Here is a 15,494-nt window from a genome sequence, read left to right as displayed (position 1 = left end):
GCCTGCCGCCGCCCGCCACCGGATCGGCGCGCGGCCCCCACGAATCCCTTGCGAAAGTGCGGCCGGCGGCCTCTATGGCGTGCACCATGTCACTCGCCTTTCCGTCGATCGCCCGCCGCCTGCTGGCCTGCACCGCCCCCTTTGCCATGCTGGTCGCGGCGCCGATGCCGGCGGCGGCTTTCTATCAGGCAAGCGCCCTGCCGCCGTTGATCGCGCCCGGCGATCCGGCGGAATCGCTGAGCCGCTATCTGCGCATGCTGGCGTCCAACCCGCGCGACTTCAATGCCTTGACCGGGGCCGGCCGCGCCGCGCTGATGGTGGGCGATCCGGAATCGGCCTTGAGCTTCTTCGCCCGGGCCGAGGAGATCCAGCCGCGCAATGGCCGGGTGAAGGCGGGCCTGGCATCCGCCCTCGTCCAGATGGAACAGCCGCGCGCGGCGTTGAAGCTGTTCGACGAGGCGACGGCGCTGGGCGTGCCGGAGGCGGAGATCGCCGGCGATCGCGGCCTTGCCTATGATCTGCGCGGTGACAACCGCAAGGCGCAGGCCGATTACACGCTGGCGCTCCGCAACAGCGACGATCCCGAAATCCTCAACCGCCTGGCCCTCTCCATGGCGATATCGGGGGACAAGCAGGGCGCGCTCACCATGATCGATCCGCTGGTGCGCAAGGGCGATCGCTCGGCCTATCGCACCCGCGCCTTCGTCCTCGCGCTCGGCGGCGACAAGGCTGGCGCCCAGCGCATCGCCGATGCCGCGATGCCGGGGCCGCAAGCCGCCGCGATGGGCGCGTTCCTGGGCCGCCTGCCGCAGCTCAAGCCGCCGCAGAAGGCGCTCGCCGTGCATTTCGGCCGACTTCCCTCCGATGGCCGCCGTTACAGCGATGCGGAAATGTATGCCGATGCGGTGCTGGCGAAACCGGCGGGCCAGCCTCGCGCGGCCGCCGTTACGCCCGCCCCGCGCGCCGATGCCGGCCTAATCCCGTCGGGCAAGCCGCTGGGTGGCACGGCGGAGCCGGCCCGCCGCGACGACGGCGATGCTTCGAAGACTGCGAGTGCGATTGCCGTTACGCCGCCGACGCGGATGTCCGCGCCGCGTGGCCCCGAGGCGGAACTGGCTTCGACCGACCCGGAAGTCGCCGCCGCGCGGGCCAAGGCGAAGGCGGATGCCGATGCTGCCGCCAAGCGCAAGGCGGATGCCGCCGCAAAGGCGAAAGCGGACGCCAAGGCGAAGGCAGATGCGAAGGCCAAGGCCGACGCCAAGGCCAGGGCGGAGGAAAAAGCGAAGGCCGATGCCAAGGCGAAGGCCGAGGCGAAGCTGAAGGCGGCCAACCCGGAACGCTATTGGGTGCAGGTGGCATCCGGCAAGAACAAGGCCGATCTTCCCAAGGTCTGGGCGAAGCTGAAGGCAGACAAGCCCAAAGCCTTCGGCGGTCGTTCCCCCTGGGTTTCATCCTGGCGGATGTCGAACCGGCTGCTGGTGGGCCCGTTCAAGACCGATGGCGAGGCGCAGGCATTCGTCAACCAGCTCGCCAAGGAAGGCATGTCGACGATCCAGTTCACGTCGCGCGCCGGCGTGCCGGTGGAGCCGCTCGGCGGGAAATAGGCACCGGGCTGGACTTGTCGGCCCATGCCCGGCATGGGCCCGCGCATGTCCCGCCTCGCACCCTATGCTTCCGATCCCGCCCGCAGCCGTGGCCGCGCTCATGCCGAGGCCGGCGGCGAGGCGCGAGGGCCGCGCGATGCTTTCCAGCGCGACCGCGATCGGATCATCCATTCGATCGCCTTCCGCCGGCTCCGCCACAAGACGCAGGTGTTCGTGGCGCCCGACGGCGATCATTTTCGCGTGCGCCTCACCCACAGCCTGGAAGTCGCGCAGATCGGCCGCACCATCGCCCGCGCGCTGGGCCTGAACGAGGATCTCACCGAGGCGCTCTGCCTCGCGCACGATATCGGCCATCCGCCCTTCGGCCATTCGGGGGAGGACGCGCTCAAGGCCGCCACCGCGGACGCCGGAGGCTTCGATCACAACGCCCATACGCTGCGTATCCTGACCCGGCTGGAAACGCCCTATCCCGGCTGGGACGGCCTCAACCTCTCGTGGGAGACGCTGGAGGGGCTGGCCAAGCATAACGGCCCGGTGGCGGCGCCGACCTGGGCGATGGTGGAGGCGGACGCGGCTTTCCCGCTCGATCTTTCCACCTTCGCTTCGCTGGAGGCGCAGGTGGCGGCGATCGCGGACGACATCGCCTATGACAATCACGATATCGACGATGGCCTGCGCGCCGGGCTGATCGCGCTCGACGATGTGATCGCGCAGCCGCTGGTGGCGCCGGGCTGGGCGCGGGTCGTGGCACGCCATCCCCACGCGCCGCGCGGGCGCCTGATCGCGGAGCTGATCCGCGAGCAGATCGGCCGGATGGTGACGGACCTGCTCGATGCCACCCGCGTCCGGCTGGCCGATATCGCGCCGGGCAGCGTGGAGGCCGTGCGCGCCGCCGGCCGGCCGATCGTGGGCTTTTCCGACGCGATGGCGGAGGACGAGCGCGCCTTCAAGCGCTTCATGTATGCCCGGCTCTATCATCATCCCAGCCAGCTCCATGTCGCGGCGGAGGCGGGGCGGATCGTTGCCGGGCTGGCCGCCGCCTATCGCGCGGACCCGAAGCTGCTGCCCGACCATTGGCGCGAGACGCTGCCCGAGGCCGAGCCCGCGCGCACCCGCCACATCGCCGATTTCATCGCGGGGATGACGGATCGCTACGCCGTGGCCCGCCATCGCGAAGTGGTGGGTCCGGTGGAGATGCCGGAAGGCCTCTGATCGCGCCAAGGCGCATGCTTTCCGGCTTCCCGCTTCAATTCGCCGCCGTCCCGCGCTAAGGCCGCGCGGTTTACCCTGTTTGCCGGATATTCGCCCGTGACCCTTTACGCCCGTTTCGCCGATCGCATCGGCCAGATCCTCGACGACCTCGCCCAGGCGGGCGACCTGCCGGCCGGGCTCGATCGACGGAACGTCACGGTCGAGCCGCCGCGCGATCCCGCGCATGGCGATCTCGCCACCAACGCCGCGATGGTGCTGGCCAAGCCCGCCGGCAAGAACCCGCGCGAGCTCGCCTCGCTGATCGCGCCCAAGCTCGCGCGCCTGCCGGAGATCGCGTCCGCCGAAGTGGCCGGCCCCGGCTTCATCAACGTCCGCCTCACCGAGGAAAGCTGGCGTGAGGAGCTGGCCGCGATCCTGGCGGGCGGCGCCGATTACGGCCGCTCGACGATCGGCAAGGGCGAGCGCGTCAATGTCGAATATGTCTCCGCCAATCCGACGGGGCCGATGCACATGGGCCATTGCCGGGGCGCGGTGGTGGGCGATGCGCTGGCGAGCCTGCTGGAATATGCCGGCTACGCCGTCACCCGCGAATATTATATCAACGATGCCGGCAGCCAGGTGGAGACGCTCGCCCGCTCCGCGCACCTGCGTTACCGGCAGGCGCTGGGCGAGCAGGGGATCACCATCCCCGAGGGCCTCTATCCCGGTGACTATCTGATCCCGATCGGCGAGAAGCTGGCCACCGAGTTCGGCGATTGCTACGCCCGCGCCCCCGAAGGCGAATGGCTGGTGCTGTTCCGGGAAAAGACGGTCGCGGCGATGATGGACCTGATCCGCGCCGATCTGGCGCTGCTCGGCATCCATCACGACGTGTTCGCCTCCGAAGCCAAGGTGCAGAAGGACGGCCGGGTCAAGGCCGCGCTCGACAAGCTGCGCGCCGAGGGCCTCGTTTACGAAGGCGTGCTGGAAGCGCCCAAGGGCGAGGTGCCCGAGGATTGGGAACCGGTGGAGATGACGCTGTTCCGCGCCACCGCCTTCGGTGACGACAGCGACCGGCCGGTGATGAAGGCCGACGGCAGCCTCACCTATTTCGGCACCGACCTTGCCTATCACGCCCAGAAGGCGGAGACGGCGGACCAGCTCATAGACATCTGGGGCGCCGACCATGCCGGCACCGTCAAGCGCATCCAGGCGGCGGTGAAGGCGCTGACCGGCGGCAAGGTGCCGCTGGATATCAAGCTGGTGCAGATGGTCCGGCTGCTGCGCGGCGGCGAGCCGGTGAAGATGTCCAAGCGTTCGGGCAGCTTCGTCACCCTGGCGGACGTGGTGCGCGAGGTGGGCAAGGATGTGGTCCGCTTCACCATGCTCACCCGCAAGGCCGATGCGCAGATGGACTTCGATTTCGCCAAGGTGGTCGAAGCGTCGAAGGACAATCCCGTCTTCTACGTGCAATATGCGCACGCGCGGGTCCATTCGCTCCACCGCCGGCTGGCGGAGGCGGGGCTGGCGCTGCCGGCCGCCGATCTCGGCCGGCTGGATGGGGAGGAACTGGCGCTGGTCAAGCTCGCCGCGCAGTTCCCGCGCCTGATCGAAGGGGCGGCGGCGAATCACGAGCCGCATCGCGTCGCCTTCTACCTCTACGATCTCGCCGCCGCCTTCCACGCGCTGTGGAACCGGGGCAATGACGATCCGTCCCGTCGCTTTTTGCTGGTGGATGATGCCGAAACCACGGCGGCGCGTCTGGCCCTTGCCGATGCGATCGGGCAGATTATCCGCAACGGCCTGGCCGTCATGGGGGTCGCCGCGGCCGAGGAGATGCATTGATGACGGATGCTGTTGAGCGGGGACGCTTCGGTGTCGCGGATGAGGATCGCCTGCCCTGGCTGGAGGCGGTCGAGGATGAGGACGATCATGGCGGCGTCGGCACGGCCAAGCTGATCGGGGCCGTGATCGCGGCGCTGGTGTTCATCGGCCTGCTGGTCGGCGGCATCTTCTGGATGCGCGACAGGGACAAGAGCGCCGGCTCGGGCGAGCTGATCGCCGCGCCGGAAGGCGATTACAAGGTGCCGGCCGAAGGCGCCTCCGCCAACGGCATGGCCGTCGCCGGGGAAGGCGACGCCGCTTATGCCGCCAGCGAAGGCCAGGTGATCGATTCCCAGATCAACCCCAATGCCCGGCCGGAAGCCCCCGTCGCGGGCGTTTCCGCCGGCATGGATGTGGCGCCGGTGCCCACCGTCACCCTGCCGCCGTCGCAGGTGGCGAAGGCGGAAGTGACGCCGGGCACGCCCAAGCCGGCCGCTCCTGCGCCCGCCCCGGCAAAGCCGGCGCCCGCACCGGCCAAAGCCGTTGCCGAAACGGCGCCGGCCCATGCGCCCGCCAATCTGCTGCCTACGCCCGCCCCGGCCGCGAAGCCGGCGATGGGCGGCGGCACCATCCAGCTCGGCGCGTTCAATTCCGAAGCGATCGCGTCCGGCGAATGGGGGCGGCTCGCCAGGCAGTTCCCGGAACTGGGCAAGCTCAGCCGCTCGATCACCACGGTCGAGGTCGGCGGCAAGACGCTTTATCGCCTGCGGGCCAGCGGCATCGGTGCGCGCGAAGCCTGCAAGGCGATCAAGGCCGCCGGAAAACCCTGCAACCAGGTGTGATCCGATCGGGGCCGGCCGCGCCGCCGGCCTCCATTCCCCCTCATTCGATCGACAGGCACAAGCATGACCCCTCTCATCCTCGGCCTCGCCGGCCCTGTTCTTTCGGATGAGGAACGCGCCTTCTTCGCCGATGTCGATCCGGCGGGCTTCATCCTGTTCCGCCGCAATATCGAGGATGCGGCGCAGCTTCGCGCGCTCACCGATGCCCTGCGCGCCGTTTCGGGCCGCGCGGACGTGCCGATCCTGATCGATCAGGAAGGCGGGCGCGTGGCGCGGATGCAGCCGCCGGTCTGGCCGGCCTTCCCGCGGGCCGAGGTCTTCGATCGGCTCTACGATGTGGCGCCGGCTTCCGCGATCGAGGCGGCGAAGGCGAATGCGCAGGCCATCGCGACGATGCTGCATGAAGCCGGCATCAACGTGAACTGCCTGCCGCTGCTCGACGTCCGCCAGCCGGATGCGCATGACATCATCGGCGATCGCGCGCTGGGTGCCGAACCGCTGCGCGTCGCCGCGCTGGGCCGTGCGGTGCTGGAAGGGATGCAGGCGGCCGGCGTGGTCGGCGTCGTCAAGCATATCCCCGGTCACGGCCGGGCGATGGCCGACAGCCATGTCGAATTGCCGGTCGTCACCGCTTCGGCGGAGGAACTGGAAAGCGATCTCGCGCCCTTCATCGCGCTCAACGGCGCGCCAATGGGGATGACCGCCCATGTCGTCTACACGGCGTGGGATGCGCAGGAATGCGCCAGCCTCTCGGCCAGGGTGATCGGCGATGTCATTCGCGGCCGCATCGGCTTCGATGGGCTGCTGATGTCGGACGATCTCGGCATGCACGCGCTGTCCGGCGATTTCGGGGAACGCGCGGCCGGCGTGCTGGCGGCGGGCTGCGACATCGCGCTCCATTGTTCGGGCGACATGGCGGAGATGAGGGCCGTGGCGGGCGCCGTCGGCGCGATCGCGGATGACGCGCGCGCGCGCCTCGACCGGGCCATGGCGACCGTCGCCGGGCGGGGGCCGGATATCGCCTTCGCCGATCTGGTCGCGAAGCGGGATGCCCTGCTGGCCTATGCCTGACGGGGGCTTGCCGTCCGAACAATGATGGCGCCCCCGCAAAAGCCGCGCTAGCCTGTCGCCATGGCCGATGACGACGATTTCGAACTGCCTCTCGCCTCTCCCGATACGCTCACCCTCGCGCTCGACGGGTGGGAGGGGCCGCTCGATCTGCTGCTCAACCTGGCGCGGGCGCAGAAGGTGGACCTGCGCGAAATCTCCATCCTCGCCCTGGTCGAGCAATATCTGGCCTTCATCGAGGGCGCCAAGGCGCTGAAGCTGGAGATCGCCGCCGATTATCTCGTGATGGCGGCCTGGCTCGCTTACCTCAAATCGGGCCTGCTGCTGCCCAAGGACCCGGAGATCGATCCCAGCCCCGAGGAACTGGCGCTGCGCCTCCAGCTCCGGCTGCAGCGGCTGGATGCGATGCGGGAGGCCGGCGCCCGGCTGATGGCGCGGGATCGGCTGGGGCGCGATGTCTTCCAGCGCGGTTCGCCCGAAGGATTGAAGGTCGTCCGCAAGGCGGCGTGGCAGGTCGGCCTCTATGATCTGATCGCGGCCTATGGCGAGGTGCGCGCCCGTGCCGAGCCGGTTTTCCACGTCGTATCCCGCCGGCCGGTGATGACGCTGGACGAGGCGATGCGCCGGGTGGAGCGGATGATCGGCGTCAGCCTCGACTGGGCCTCGCTCGAAAGCTTCCTGCCGCCCACGCTCGATCCCGAATATCGCCGGTCGGCGCTGGCATCCAGCTTCCTGGCCGCGCTGGAGCTGGCGCGGCTGGGCAAGGCGCATATCGAGCAGGCGGAGCCTTTCGCGCCGCTGATGATCCGCGCCGCATGAACCCGCCCGACGATCTGAAGCGCGCGATCGAGGCGGCATTGTTCGCGGCCGAGGCGCCGCTGACGCTTACCGAGATCATGGCGGCGGTGGGCGAGGCGGGCGATGTCCGTCGCACGCTGGGGGCGCTGGCGGACGATTATGCCGGCCGGGGCATCAATCTGGTCGAACGCGGCGGGCGCTGGCATTTCCAGACGGCGCCGGACCTTGCCCATATCCTCCGCCGCGATCGGGAGGAGCCGCGCCGCCTTTCCCGCGCCGGGGTCGAGACGCTGGCGATCATCGCCTATCACGAGCCCGTCAGCCGCGCCGAGATCGAGGCGATTCGCGGCGTCCAGATATCGAAGGGCACGCTGGACGTGCTGATGGAAGCCGGCTGGATCCGCCCGGCCGGCCGCCGCGAGGTGCCCGGCCGGCCGCTCACTTATGCGACCACCTCGGCCTTCCTCGCCCATTTCGGCCTCGCCAGCCGGCGCGACCTGCCGGGGATCGACGATCTGAAGGCCGCGGGGCTGCTGGACCCCGTCGATCTCGCCTTCGCGCAGTTGGAGGTGGAAAGCGACGACGCGGACGACTAGATAGGGGGCTTACCGGGAGAATTTACATGGGTGGCCTCAGTATCTGGCACTGGCTCGTCGTGGGCATCATCGTCCTCCTGCTGTTCGGCAAGGGGCGGTTTTCGGACATGATGGGCGATGTCGCCAAGGGCATCAAAAGCTTCAAGAAGGGCATGGCAGACGAGGATGAGGCGCCCAAGCCCGCGCCGCGCCTCCAGGCCCAGCCGCCGCTGGAGCCGAATGCCGATCGCAACCTCCAGCCGATGCAGGACGATCGGCCCGCGCAGCCCTGACGGGCGCGCCGCTTGTGCTGATCCGGGCTGGGATGCCGGCTCGGCTCGCGCCGTGACGATGCGCAGACAGGAATGGCGAGGCTGGCCGGCAGGTGATCCGGCCGGCCGCACCGCCCCGCGAAAGTAACCGAAGCTTCGATGTTCGATATCGCCCCTACGGAACTGATGCTGGTCGCGCTGGTCGCATTGGTGGTGATCGGCCCCAAGGATCTGCCGCGCCTGATGCGTGTCGTCGGCCAGTGGGTCGCGCGCGCGCGCGGCATGGCCCGCCACTTCCGCTCCGGCTTCGACGAGATGATCCGCCAGTCGGAGATCGAGGAGATGGAGCGGAAATGGGCGGAGGAGAATGCCCGGATCATGCGCGAGCATCCGGTGATGCGGGAGGAAGGCGCCCCGGCCATGACGCCGCTGCCGCCGCCCGGGGACGGCGCGCCCGATAGCACGCCGGCCGCCGATGCGCCCGCCGCCGACACGCCTGCCGTGGACAGGCCGGCATGAGGGATATCGACGACACCAAGGCGCCGCTGCTCGACCATCTGATCGAGCTTCGCCGCCGCCTGCTATGGAGCTTCGCCGCGCTGGGCGTGGCCTTCGCGCTCTGCCTCTATTTCGCCAAGCCGATCTTCGCCTTCCTGGTGCAGCCGCTGCTGAAGGCGGGGCAGGGCAGGCTGATCTACACCAATATCTTCGAAGCCTTCTTCGTCGAGATCAAGGTGGCCTTCTTCTCGGCGCTGATGCTGGCCTTCCCGGTGGTGGCCAACCAGCTCTGGCAGTTCGTGGCGCCGGGGCTCTACGCCAAGGAGAAGAGGGCGCTGCTACCCTTCCTCGCCTTCACCCCGCTGCTGTTCATCGCCGGGGCGGCGATGGCCTATTATGTCGCCATGCCGGTCGCCCTGCATTTCCTGCTGAGCTACCAGGGCAATATCGGCGGCGTCAGCCAGGAAGCGCTGCCGGGTGTCGGCAATTATCTGGATTTCGTGACGAAATTCATCTTCGGCTTCGGCGTCGCCTTCCTGCTGCCGGTGCTGCTGATGCTGCTGGAACGCGCCGGGATCGTGACGCGGACGCAGCTCAAGTCCGGGCGCCGCTATGCCATCGTCGGCGCCTTCGCGGTCGCGGCGGTGCTGACCCCGCCCGACGTGGTATCCCAGCTTATGCTCGCGATCCCGCTGGTGCTGCTCTACGAACTGGCGCTGATCGCGATCTGGTTCACCGAGAAGCGCCGCGCCCGGGACGTGGCGGCGGAAGACGCCACCACCGCCTGACGCGGGCGTTCCGGCTCCGTTGGTGTGGCAGGGTTACTTGGCGGCGTCCTCCACGGCCTCGCCGGCAGATTTCACGTCCTTGCCGGCGCCTTCCACGGTATTGCAGGCGGCCAGCAGCATCGTGCTGGCCATCAGGGCCAGGGTGAAGATCCTACGCATGGAAATCTCCTCTAACGTTCCGGCGCGGGCCGGAAGACGGAGGGACAATGCGCGGTCATGAAGCTTTGTTCCGCGGGTGGTTCGATCGGAACAACGCCTGGTCGCCCTGGAGGAAAGCCGTCTGTGGACCCGCTGATAGAATGCGGACCCGGGAACCGTCGTCGGGGGGAGGATCGACGGTCCCGGGCCCTGGGTTCGGATAGCGTGAGCGGGGGGGCATAAGGTCGCTATCCGAATTGCGGGAACGAGCCGGGAAGCCGCCGGTTCCGGGGCCATGAAAAAAAATCTGCGGGTCGTGGAGTCCGGGGGACGGAACGGCGATATAGCGCGATGATCTGCAAGGGCTGGGGCCGGAATCCGCCGATATGGTCGCATGTTCTACTTGGATGCGGCAGCCGGATATTGTGCCATTGCATCGCGTGGCCGCCGCGTTACGGAAGGGGCGGGGATCAACCACAGGGAATGGAACCGGATGCCGACCGGACTGGTAGCGTTGCTGGACGACGTGGCGGGCATCGCCAAGCTGGCGGCGGCATCGCTGGATGACGTGTCGGCCGCCGCCGGCCGCGCCGGCACCAAGGCGGCGGGCGTGGTGATCGACGATACCGCCGTCACGCCGCGCTATGTGGTGGGCTTCTCCCCGGATCGCGAACTGCCGATCATCGGCAAGATCGCCTTGGGATCGGTGCGCAACAAGCTCCTGATCCTGCTGCCCGCCGCCCTGCTGCTGAGCGCCTTCGCCGAATGGGCGATTACGCCGCTCCTGATGCTGGGCGGCGCCTATCTCTGCTTCGAGGGCGCCGAGAAGCTGGTCCACAGCCTGGGCGGCCACCATGACGAGGCGGACGGCGAGGAGGCGGTGCCCGCCTTCGAGGAACCCGCCGCGATCGAGGCCCGGAAGGTGAGCGGGGCGGTGCGCACCGATCTGATCCTGTCGGCCGAGATCATGGCGATCGCGCTCGCCGACGTGGCGGAAAAGTCGCTCGCCACCCAGGCGATCGTGCTGGCGGTGGTGGCGCTGCTGGTGACGGCGGGCGTCTATGGCGTCGTCGGCCTGATCGTGAAGATGGACGATATCGGCCTGCACCTTTCCCGCCGCGACAACGGCCTGGTCCGCGCGGTGGGCCGGGGGCTGGTGAAGGGCATGCCGGTGGTGCTGCGCGCGCTGGCGACGATCGGCATCGCGGCGATGATCTGGGTGGGCGGCGGCATCATCGTCCACGGCCTCGAACATTTCGGCCTCACCCCGCTTCCCCACCTGATCCACGACGCTGCCGAGGCCGCCGCCCATGCGCTGCCGGCGATCGGCGGTTTCGCGAGCTGGTTCGTCCAGGCGCTGGGATCGGGCATCTTCGGCGTGGCGATCGGCGCGCTGATCGTGGGCGGCCTGAAATTGGTGAAGCGATAGAAGCGGGCGGGGCGCTCCTGCCGGGGAGCGCGCCCGCAGGCTCCGTTCAAAACGCCGGGATGTCGGTGATCGCGCGGCCGAGGATCAGGGCGTGGACGTCGTGGGCGCCTTCGTAGGTGTTCACGGTTTCCAGGTTCATCGCGTGGCGCATCACCTGATATTCGCCCGAAATGCCGTTGCCGCCGTGCATGTCGCGGGCGGCGCGGGCGATGTCGAGCGCCTTGCCGACATTGTTCCGCTTGACGATCGAGATCATCTCCGGCGCGAAACGGCCCTCGTCCATCAGCCGGCCGACGCGCAGCGAAGCCTGCAGGCCGAGCGCGATATCGGTCATCATGTCGGCCAGCTTCTTCTGGTAGAGCTGGGTGGCGGCCAGCGGCCGGCCGAACTGCTTGCGGTCGAGGCCATATTGCCGCGCGGCGTGGAAGCAGAATTCGGCGGCGCCGAGCGAGCCCCAGGAAATGCCGTAGCGCGCGCGGTTGAGGCAGCCGAACGGCCCCTTGAGGCCGGACACGTTGGGCAGCAGCGCCTCTTCCCCGACTTCGACCCCGTCCAGCATCAACATGCCGGTGATCGACGCGCGCAGCGAAAGCTTGCCCTCGATCTTCGGCGCGCTCAGGCCCTTCATGCCCTTTTCCAGCACGAAGCCCCGGATGGCGCCGCCATGGGCATCGGATTTCGCCCAGACCACGAACACGTCGGCGATCGGCGCGTTGGATATCCATGTCTTGGAACCGCTGATCCGGTATCCGCCATCGATCTTCTCCGCCCGCGTGCGCATCGCGCCCGGATCGGATCCGGCGTCGGGCTCGGTCAGGCCGAAGCAGCCGATCCATTCGCCGGTCGCCAGCTTCGGCAGATATTTGCGGCGCTGCTCTTCCGATCCGTAGGCATGGATCGGATACATGACGAGCGAGGATTGCACCGACATCATCGAACGATAGCCGGAATCCACCCGCTCCACCTCGCGCGCGACGAGGCCGTAGGCGACATAGGATGCGCCAACCCCGCCATATTCGGCCGGGATGGTCGGCCCCAGCAGGCCCAACGCCCCCATTTCGCGGAAGATCTCGGGATCGGTGGTCTCGTTGGCGAACGCCTCGATCACGCGCGGCTGCAGCTTTTCCTGCGCATATTGGGCGGCGGTATCGCGCACCATCCGCTCATCCCCGGTCAACTGGTCTTCCAGCAGGAAGGGGTCCGCCCAGTCGAACTTGGCCATGCCGCTCATCGTAACGCCTTTCTCTCACTCAAGCTGTCGTGCCCGCGATGGGGCCGGTTCATTCGGCGGCTTCGGCCGCCGCGTCCGCCACGGCGGGCGGCTGGCAGACGTCCACCCAGCGCGCGCCGACCAGATCGGCCAGCCGGGCGGGCGTCAGCCGGACCGAGCTGGTGGTCGATCCGGCCGCCGGATAGACCTCCGCGAAATCGCGCAGCGATATGTCGCAATAGACCGGGATCGCCGTCGCCAGGCCGAAGGGGCAGACCCCGCCCACGGGATGACCGGTCAGCGCCTGCACCTCCTCGGCCCCCAGCATGCGGGGGCGTCCGCCGAAGGCCGCCTTGGTCTTGCGATTGTCGATCCGGGCATCGCCGCGGGCCACCACCAGCACCACCGCATCGTTGATGCGCACCGACAGCGTCTTGGCGATCTGGCCCGGCTCCACGCCCAGCGTGCGGGCGGCATCCGCCACGGTGGCGGTGCTTTCTCCCTGATCGATGATGGCGATATCCGGCGCATGGACGGCAAGCCATGCCCGCACCGATTCCAGGCTCATCTCTATCCTTCGGAATTGTTCGTTGCGGACATCCTTGGCCGCCCGCGAGGCGACTGACAACCCCGGCGGCTATCCGGCCGCGAAGACGGATTTGGGGATGTGGGTGATCCGGCAGGCGAGATCGGCCTCGCCCGATGCGACGACATAATGATCGCCCGCATCGGCGATGCCGGTGGTGAACACCACGTCGCGCAGATACATCAGGTCCTCGATCGGGCGGGTGAGGCCGGCATTGGCCTCCAGCAGCGGCGCCTCCCCGCCGCGCAGCACGCGCGAGGGATCGTCGCGGTCGAGGATCGACCAATAGGTGCGGTATATGCCGACGATCTCGTGCCGTTCCACCCCGTGCCACAGGGTCAGCCAGCCTTCGTCGGTGAGGATGGGCGGCGCCCCGCCGCCGATCCGCGCGCTGACGGCCGTGCCCGCGCGGGGGCGGATGCCGGGGCGCTCGTACGGCTTCCAGTGGAGCGCATCGGGCGAGGTGGCGAGGTTGATCGATGGGCCGGCGCGCCATTCGCTGCCCGGCGGATAAGCGAAATACAGGTCGCCCAACGGCCGCGTCTGCGCCCAGTAACGGCCATCGATCAGCCCTTCGAAGATCAGCATGTCCTTGTTCTGGTGATCGAGGACGATGCCCTCGAACCGCCAGTCGAGCGCGTTTTCCGAGCTGTAGAGCGTGGTGCTGTGCCGTTCGGGGCTGACGGAGCAGGTCGTCATCAGCCAGCGATCGCCCACCCGGCTGATGCGGGCATCCTCTATGCCATAGCATTGCAGATCGGCCCGGGGCGCGATGGCGCGATCATAATGGACGGCCACCACCTCCAGCCCGTCCGGCGCAAGCTCGACGGGCAGCAGCCAGGAAAGCGAGGTGAGCGCCATCACCTTCCACCCGCCGCCCTGCAGCAGGAACTTGCGCGGATCGGCGGTGTCGGCCTGCTCCAGCGGCCAGGGATCGAGCACGTAGCGCCCGTCCGCCCAGCGGATGGCGTGGACATGGTCGTTGCGCACGGGCTCGCGCAGGGCCTCCGCCACACGGACCATCATCAGCAGATTGCCGTTCGGCAGCCGGGTCAGCCCCGGATTGAAGGCGCCGAGCACGTAGGTTTCGGCCATCAGATGCCCGGCCAGGGGCGAGCGTGCGAGATCGACGTCGCCGGGGGCGAAGATCAGCCGATCGACCGGATATCCGGCCGGCGGGCCATTTGCGGGCGCGGCCATGGGGGGGGACCTTGCCGCAAGCGGGCGGCGGCCACAAGGCGGCAATGCCTGTCGACGGCGCTTACAGGCGACCGAGGAGCGGCCCGGCCGTTAACCATCGGAGAGCAAAGGAATCCATGGCTTTCGCGATCGGGCAGGGCGCTTGCTTGGTTCTGGCCATGCGTGAGCGGGGAGTGGCTTTGCATGGTGCGTGGCGTGAGCGTGGGGTGTGAAGCAGGCCGGGGGACGGGCGTGGGACAGGTGATCGCGGCAATCGCGCTGGCGGGGGTGCTGGCGGGCCTGATCGGCTACCCGCCCGAGCCGGCGGGCTGGGCGATGACGCTGGTGGCCTTCGCCACCGTCGCCGCCTCGGTCCGCCGGCGGCCGAGCCGCAGGGCCGGCCAGATCGTGTGAAGGGCGACCGGAACCGGCGCGGGGAGGCGCTGGTTCCGGGGGCTCGGGCTGCATGGGCAAAAGCGGATTGGCACCGGCGCTGGCGGAATGGCCTGTCCGCACAAGACGACCGGGCGGCCATTCCTCCCCTTTCTGAAAGGGAGGGGTTGTGGGAGGTCAGCGCGCGGAGCGAGGCCCGCCAGCAGATAGAAAGCGAGCGCCTGATCTGGCGGCGGCTATCCCGCCACCGGCCGCGATTCATGAGGTAGTTTGTCGTCGGCCCCTATGGCTGATGATCTTGCAAGGGCCGCCAAGTGCCTCGGCGGAACCCACCCCCAGCCCTCCCTTCCAGGGGGGAAGTGCTGAAGGCCGTTTCCCCAACCGGCCGGTCATCAGGCAGGCCGGCGTAGCGCCCTGAAACCCGCTGCCGTTGCGGCCCGGACTTTGTTACGCTCCCTGGCGCAGCGAACCGGCGAAGGCGACCACGAATTCCTCGAGCTGGGTGAGGACCGCGGGATCGGTCAGCTTGCCTTCCGCGTCGAAGGCCTTGCCCGCGCGGGAGACGAGCAGGCGCCCGCCGGACCATTGGCGGCAGCCGAGCGAGCGCAGCACTGGTAGCCAGGCGGTCTGCGACAGGATCGTGCCGAACCCGCCGGGCGATGCGCCGATCACCGCAACGGGCTTGTCGGCGAACACCCGGCCGCTGTCCGCCGGCGGGCGCGATGCCCAGTCGATCGCGTTCTTCAGCACGCCGGGAATCGAGTTGTTATATTCGGGCGTCGCGATCAGCAGCCCGTCGGCGGCGGCGATCCGGTCCTTGAGCGCCGCGACGGCGGGCGGGATGCCGTCTTGCGCCTCGACGTCGCCGTCATAGAGCGGGATGCCGGCGATCGGGGCGATATCGATCGTCACGCCTTCGGGCGCGCGGGCGGCGGCGGCGCGGATCAGGCCGCTATTGTAGGAATGGCGGCGCAGGCTGCCCGACAATCCGACGATCGTGACCATGCTGGCGGCTCCCTGTTGTGGCGGCGGGCAGGCTGGAACGGCGCGGGGCGGGAATCAAGGGCCGCGGCCGGCCATGTTGCAAAGATTGCCGCGC

Annotated in this window: 17 protein-coding genes; 12 read left to right on the top strand and 5 right to left on the bottom strand. The window is 68.9% G+C overall.

The features are described from left to right. The first annotated feature begins 86 nt into the window (after positions 1-86). The 10 genes from CV103_RS06670 (at position 87) to tatC (ending at position 9,460) form a co-directional block, all read left to right on the top strand. Positions 87-1,604: an SPOR domain-containing protein gene (locus tag CV103_RS06670; RefSeq protein ID WP_245896692.1), complete on the top strand. Its 1,518-nt coding sequence runs from the start codon at positions 87-89 to the stop codon at positions 1,602-1,604. A gap of 45 nt (positions 1,605-1,649) precedes the next feature. Further along, positions 1,650-2,816, top strand: coding sequence for a deoxyguanosinetriphosphate triphosphohydrolase (locus CV103_RS06665; RefSeq protein WP_107394414.1), 1,167 nt, complete (start codon positions 1,650-1,652; stop codon positions 2,814-2,816). A 96-nt stretch (positions 2,817-2,912) separates the two neighbouring features. Further along, positions 2,913-4,640, top strand: a complete 1,728-nt coding sequence (gene argS, locus CV103_RS06660) for an arginine--tRNA ligase (RefSeq protein WP_107394396.1) — start codon at positions 2,913-2,915, stop codon at positions 4,638-4,640. Beyond that, positions 4,640-5,461, top strand: a complete 822-nt coding sequence (locus CV103_RS06655) for an SPOR domain-containing protein (RefSeq protein WP_107394395.1) — start codon at positions 4,640-4,642, stop codon at positions 5,459-5,461. The genes argS and CV103_RS06655 overlap by 1 nt, the downstream gene beginning before the upstream one ends. A 63-nt stretch (positions 5,462-5,524) precedes the next feature. Next, positions 5,525-6,532, top strand: coding sequence for a beta-N-acetylhexosaminidase (gene nagZ / locus CV103_RS06650; RefSeq protein WP_107394394.1), 1,008 nt, complete (start codon positions 5,525-5,527; stop codon positions 6,530-6,532). 60 nt (positions 6,533-6,592) lie between these two features. Continuing rightward, positions 6,593-7,348 (top strand): segregation and condensation protein A, encoded by a 756-nt coding sequence (locus tag CV103_RS06645; protein ID WP_015457839.1) that lies wholly within the window; start codon positions 6,593-6,595, stop codon positions 7,346-7,348. Beyond that, positions 7,345-7,923, top strand: coding sequence for an SMC-Scp complex subunit ScpB (gene scpB / locus CV103_RS06640; RefSeq protein ID WP_015457838.1), 579 nt, complete (start codon positions 7,345-7,347; stop codon positions 7,921-7,923). The genes CV103_RS06645 and scpB overlap by 4 nt, the downstream gene beginning before the upstream one ends. 26 nt (positions 7,924-7,949) lie before the next feature. Continuing rightward, positions 7,950-8,195, top strand: coding sequence for a twin-arginine translocase TatA/TatE family subunit (locus tag CV103_RS06635; protein WP_015457837.1), 246 nt, complete (start codon positions 7,950-7,952; stop codon positions 8,193-8,195). 138 nt (positions 8,196-8,333) lie between these two features. Beyond that, entirely contained in the window at positions 8,334-8,693 is a 360-nt protein-coding gene (gene tatB, locus CV103_RS23195) for a Sec-independent protein translocase protein TatB (protein ID WP_107394393.1), read from the top strand. Next, positions 8,690-9,460 carry a twin-arginine translocase subunit TatC gene (tatC, locus tag CV103_RS06625; RefSeq protein ID WP_107394392.1) on the top strand — a complete coding sequence of 257 codons (771 nt, stop codon included), beginning with the start codon at positions 8,690-8,692 and terminating at the stop codon, positions 9,458-9,460. The genes tatB and tatC overlap by 4 nt, the downstream gene beginning before the upstream one ends. 33 nt (positions 9,461-9,493) lie before the next feature. Here tatC and CV103_RS06620 read toward each other — a convergent pair whose 3' ends face one another. Next, positions 9,494-9,619 (bottom strand): entericidin A/B family lipoprotein, encoded by a 126-nt coding sequence (locus CV103_RS06620; RefSeq protein WP_015457834.1) that lies wholly within the window; start codon positions 9,617-9,619, stop codon positions 9,494-9,496. Positions 9,620-10,091: 472 nt separating this feature from the next. On the opposite strand from CV103_RS06620, the gene CV103_RS06615 reads away from it, so the two are divergent. Next, entirely contained in the window at positions 10,092-11,027 is a 936-nt protein-coding gene (locus CV103_RS06615; protein ID WP_015457833.1) for a DUF808 domain-containing protein, read from the top strand. Positions 11,028-11,073: 46 nt separating this feature from the next. Here CV103_RS06615 and CV103_RS06610 read toward each other — a convergent pair whose 3' ends face one another. The 3 genes from CV103_RS06610 to CV103_RS06600 all read right to left on the bottom strand — a co-directional run bounded on the left by CV103_RS06610 (position 11,074) and on the right by CV103_RS06600 (position 14,023). Beyond that, complete coding sequence (locus tag CV103_RS06610; protein WP_015457832.1) at positions 11,074-12,258, bottom strand: acyl-CoA dehydrogenase; 1,185 nt, start codon at positions 12,256-12,258, stop codon at positions 11,074-11,076. Between the two features lie 49 nt (positions 12,259-12,307). Further along, positions 12,308-12,805, bottom strand: a complete 498-nt coding sequence (locus CV103_RS06605) for a YbaK/EbsC family protein (RefSeq protein ID WP_015457831.1) — start codon at positions 12,803-12,805, stop codon at positions 12,308-12,310. A gap of 69 nt (positions 12,806-12,874) precedes the next feature. Further along, positions 12,875-14,023, bottom strand: a complete 1,149-nt coding sequence (locus tag CV103_RS06600) for a glycoside hydrolase family 130 protein (RefSeq protein ID WP_107394391.1) — start codon at positions 14,021-14,023, stop codon at positions 12,875-12,877. Between the two features lie 195 nt (positions 14,024-14,218). Between CV103_RS06600 and CV103_RS22090 the strand changes: the two genes are divergently transcribed. Further along, positions 14,219-14,416: a hypothetical protein gene (locus CV103_RS22090; RefSeq protein WP_139181748.1), complete on the top strand. Its 198-nt coding sequence runs from the start codon at positions 14,219-14,221 to the stop codon at positions 14,414-14,416. 426 nt (positions 14,417-14,842) lie between these two features. On the opposite strand, the gene CV103_RS06595 is transcribed toward CV103_RS22090, so the two are convergent. Continuing rightward, the gene (locus CV103_RS06595; RefSeq protein WP_107394390.1) at positions 14,843-15,400 is read right to left on the bottom strand and encodes an NADPH-dependent FMN reductase; all 558 of its coding nucleotides are present in this window, start codon (positions 15,398-15,400) and stop codon (positions 14,843-14,845) included. Between the last annotated feature and the right edge of the window lie 94 nt (positions 15,401-15,494).

Origin of the sequence: Edaphosphingomonas fennica, from assembly GCF_003034225.1 — a bacterium.
In the GTDB taxonomy this organism is placed as follows: domain Bacteria; phylum Pseudomonadota; class Alphaproteobacteria; order Sphingomonadales; family Sphingomonadaceae; genus Sphingomonas_E; species Sphingomonas_E fennica.
Note: the sequence above shows the minus strand (reverse complement) of the source record. Positions and strands in the feature narration are given on the sequence as shown.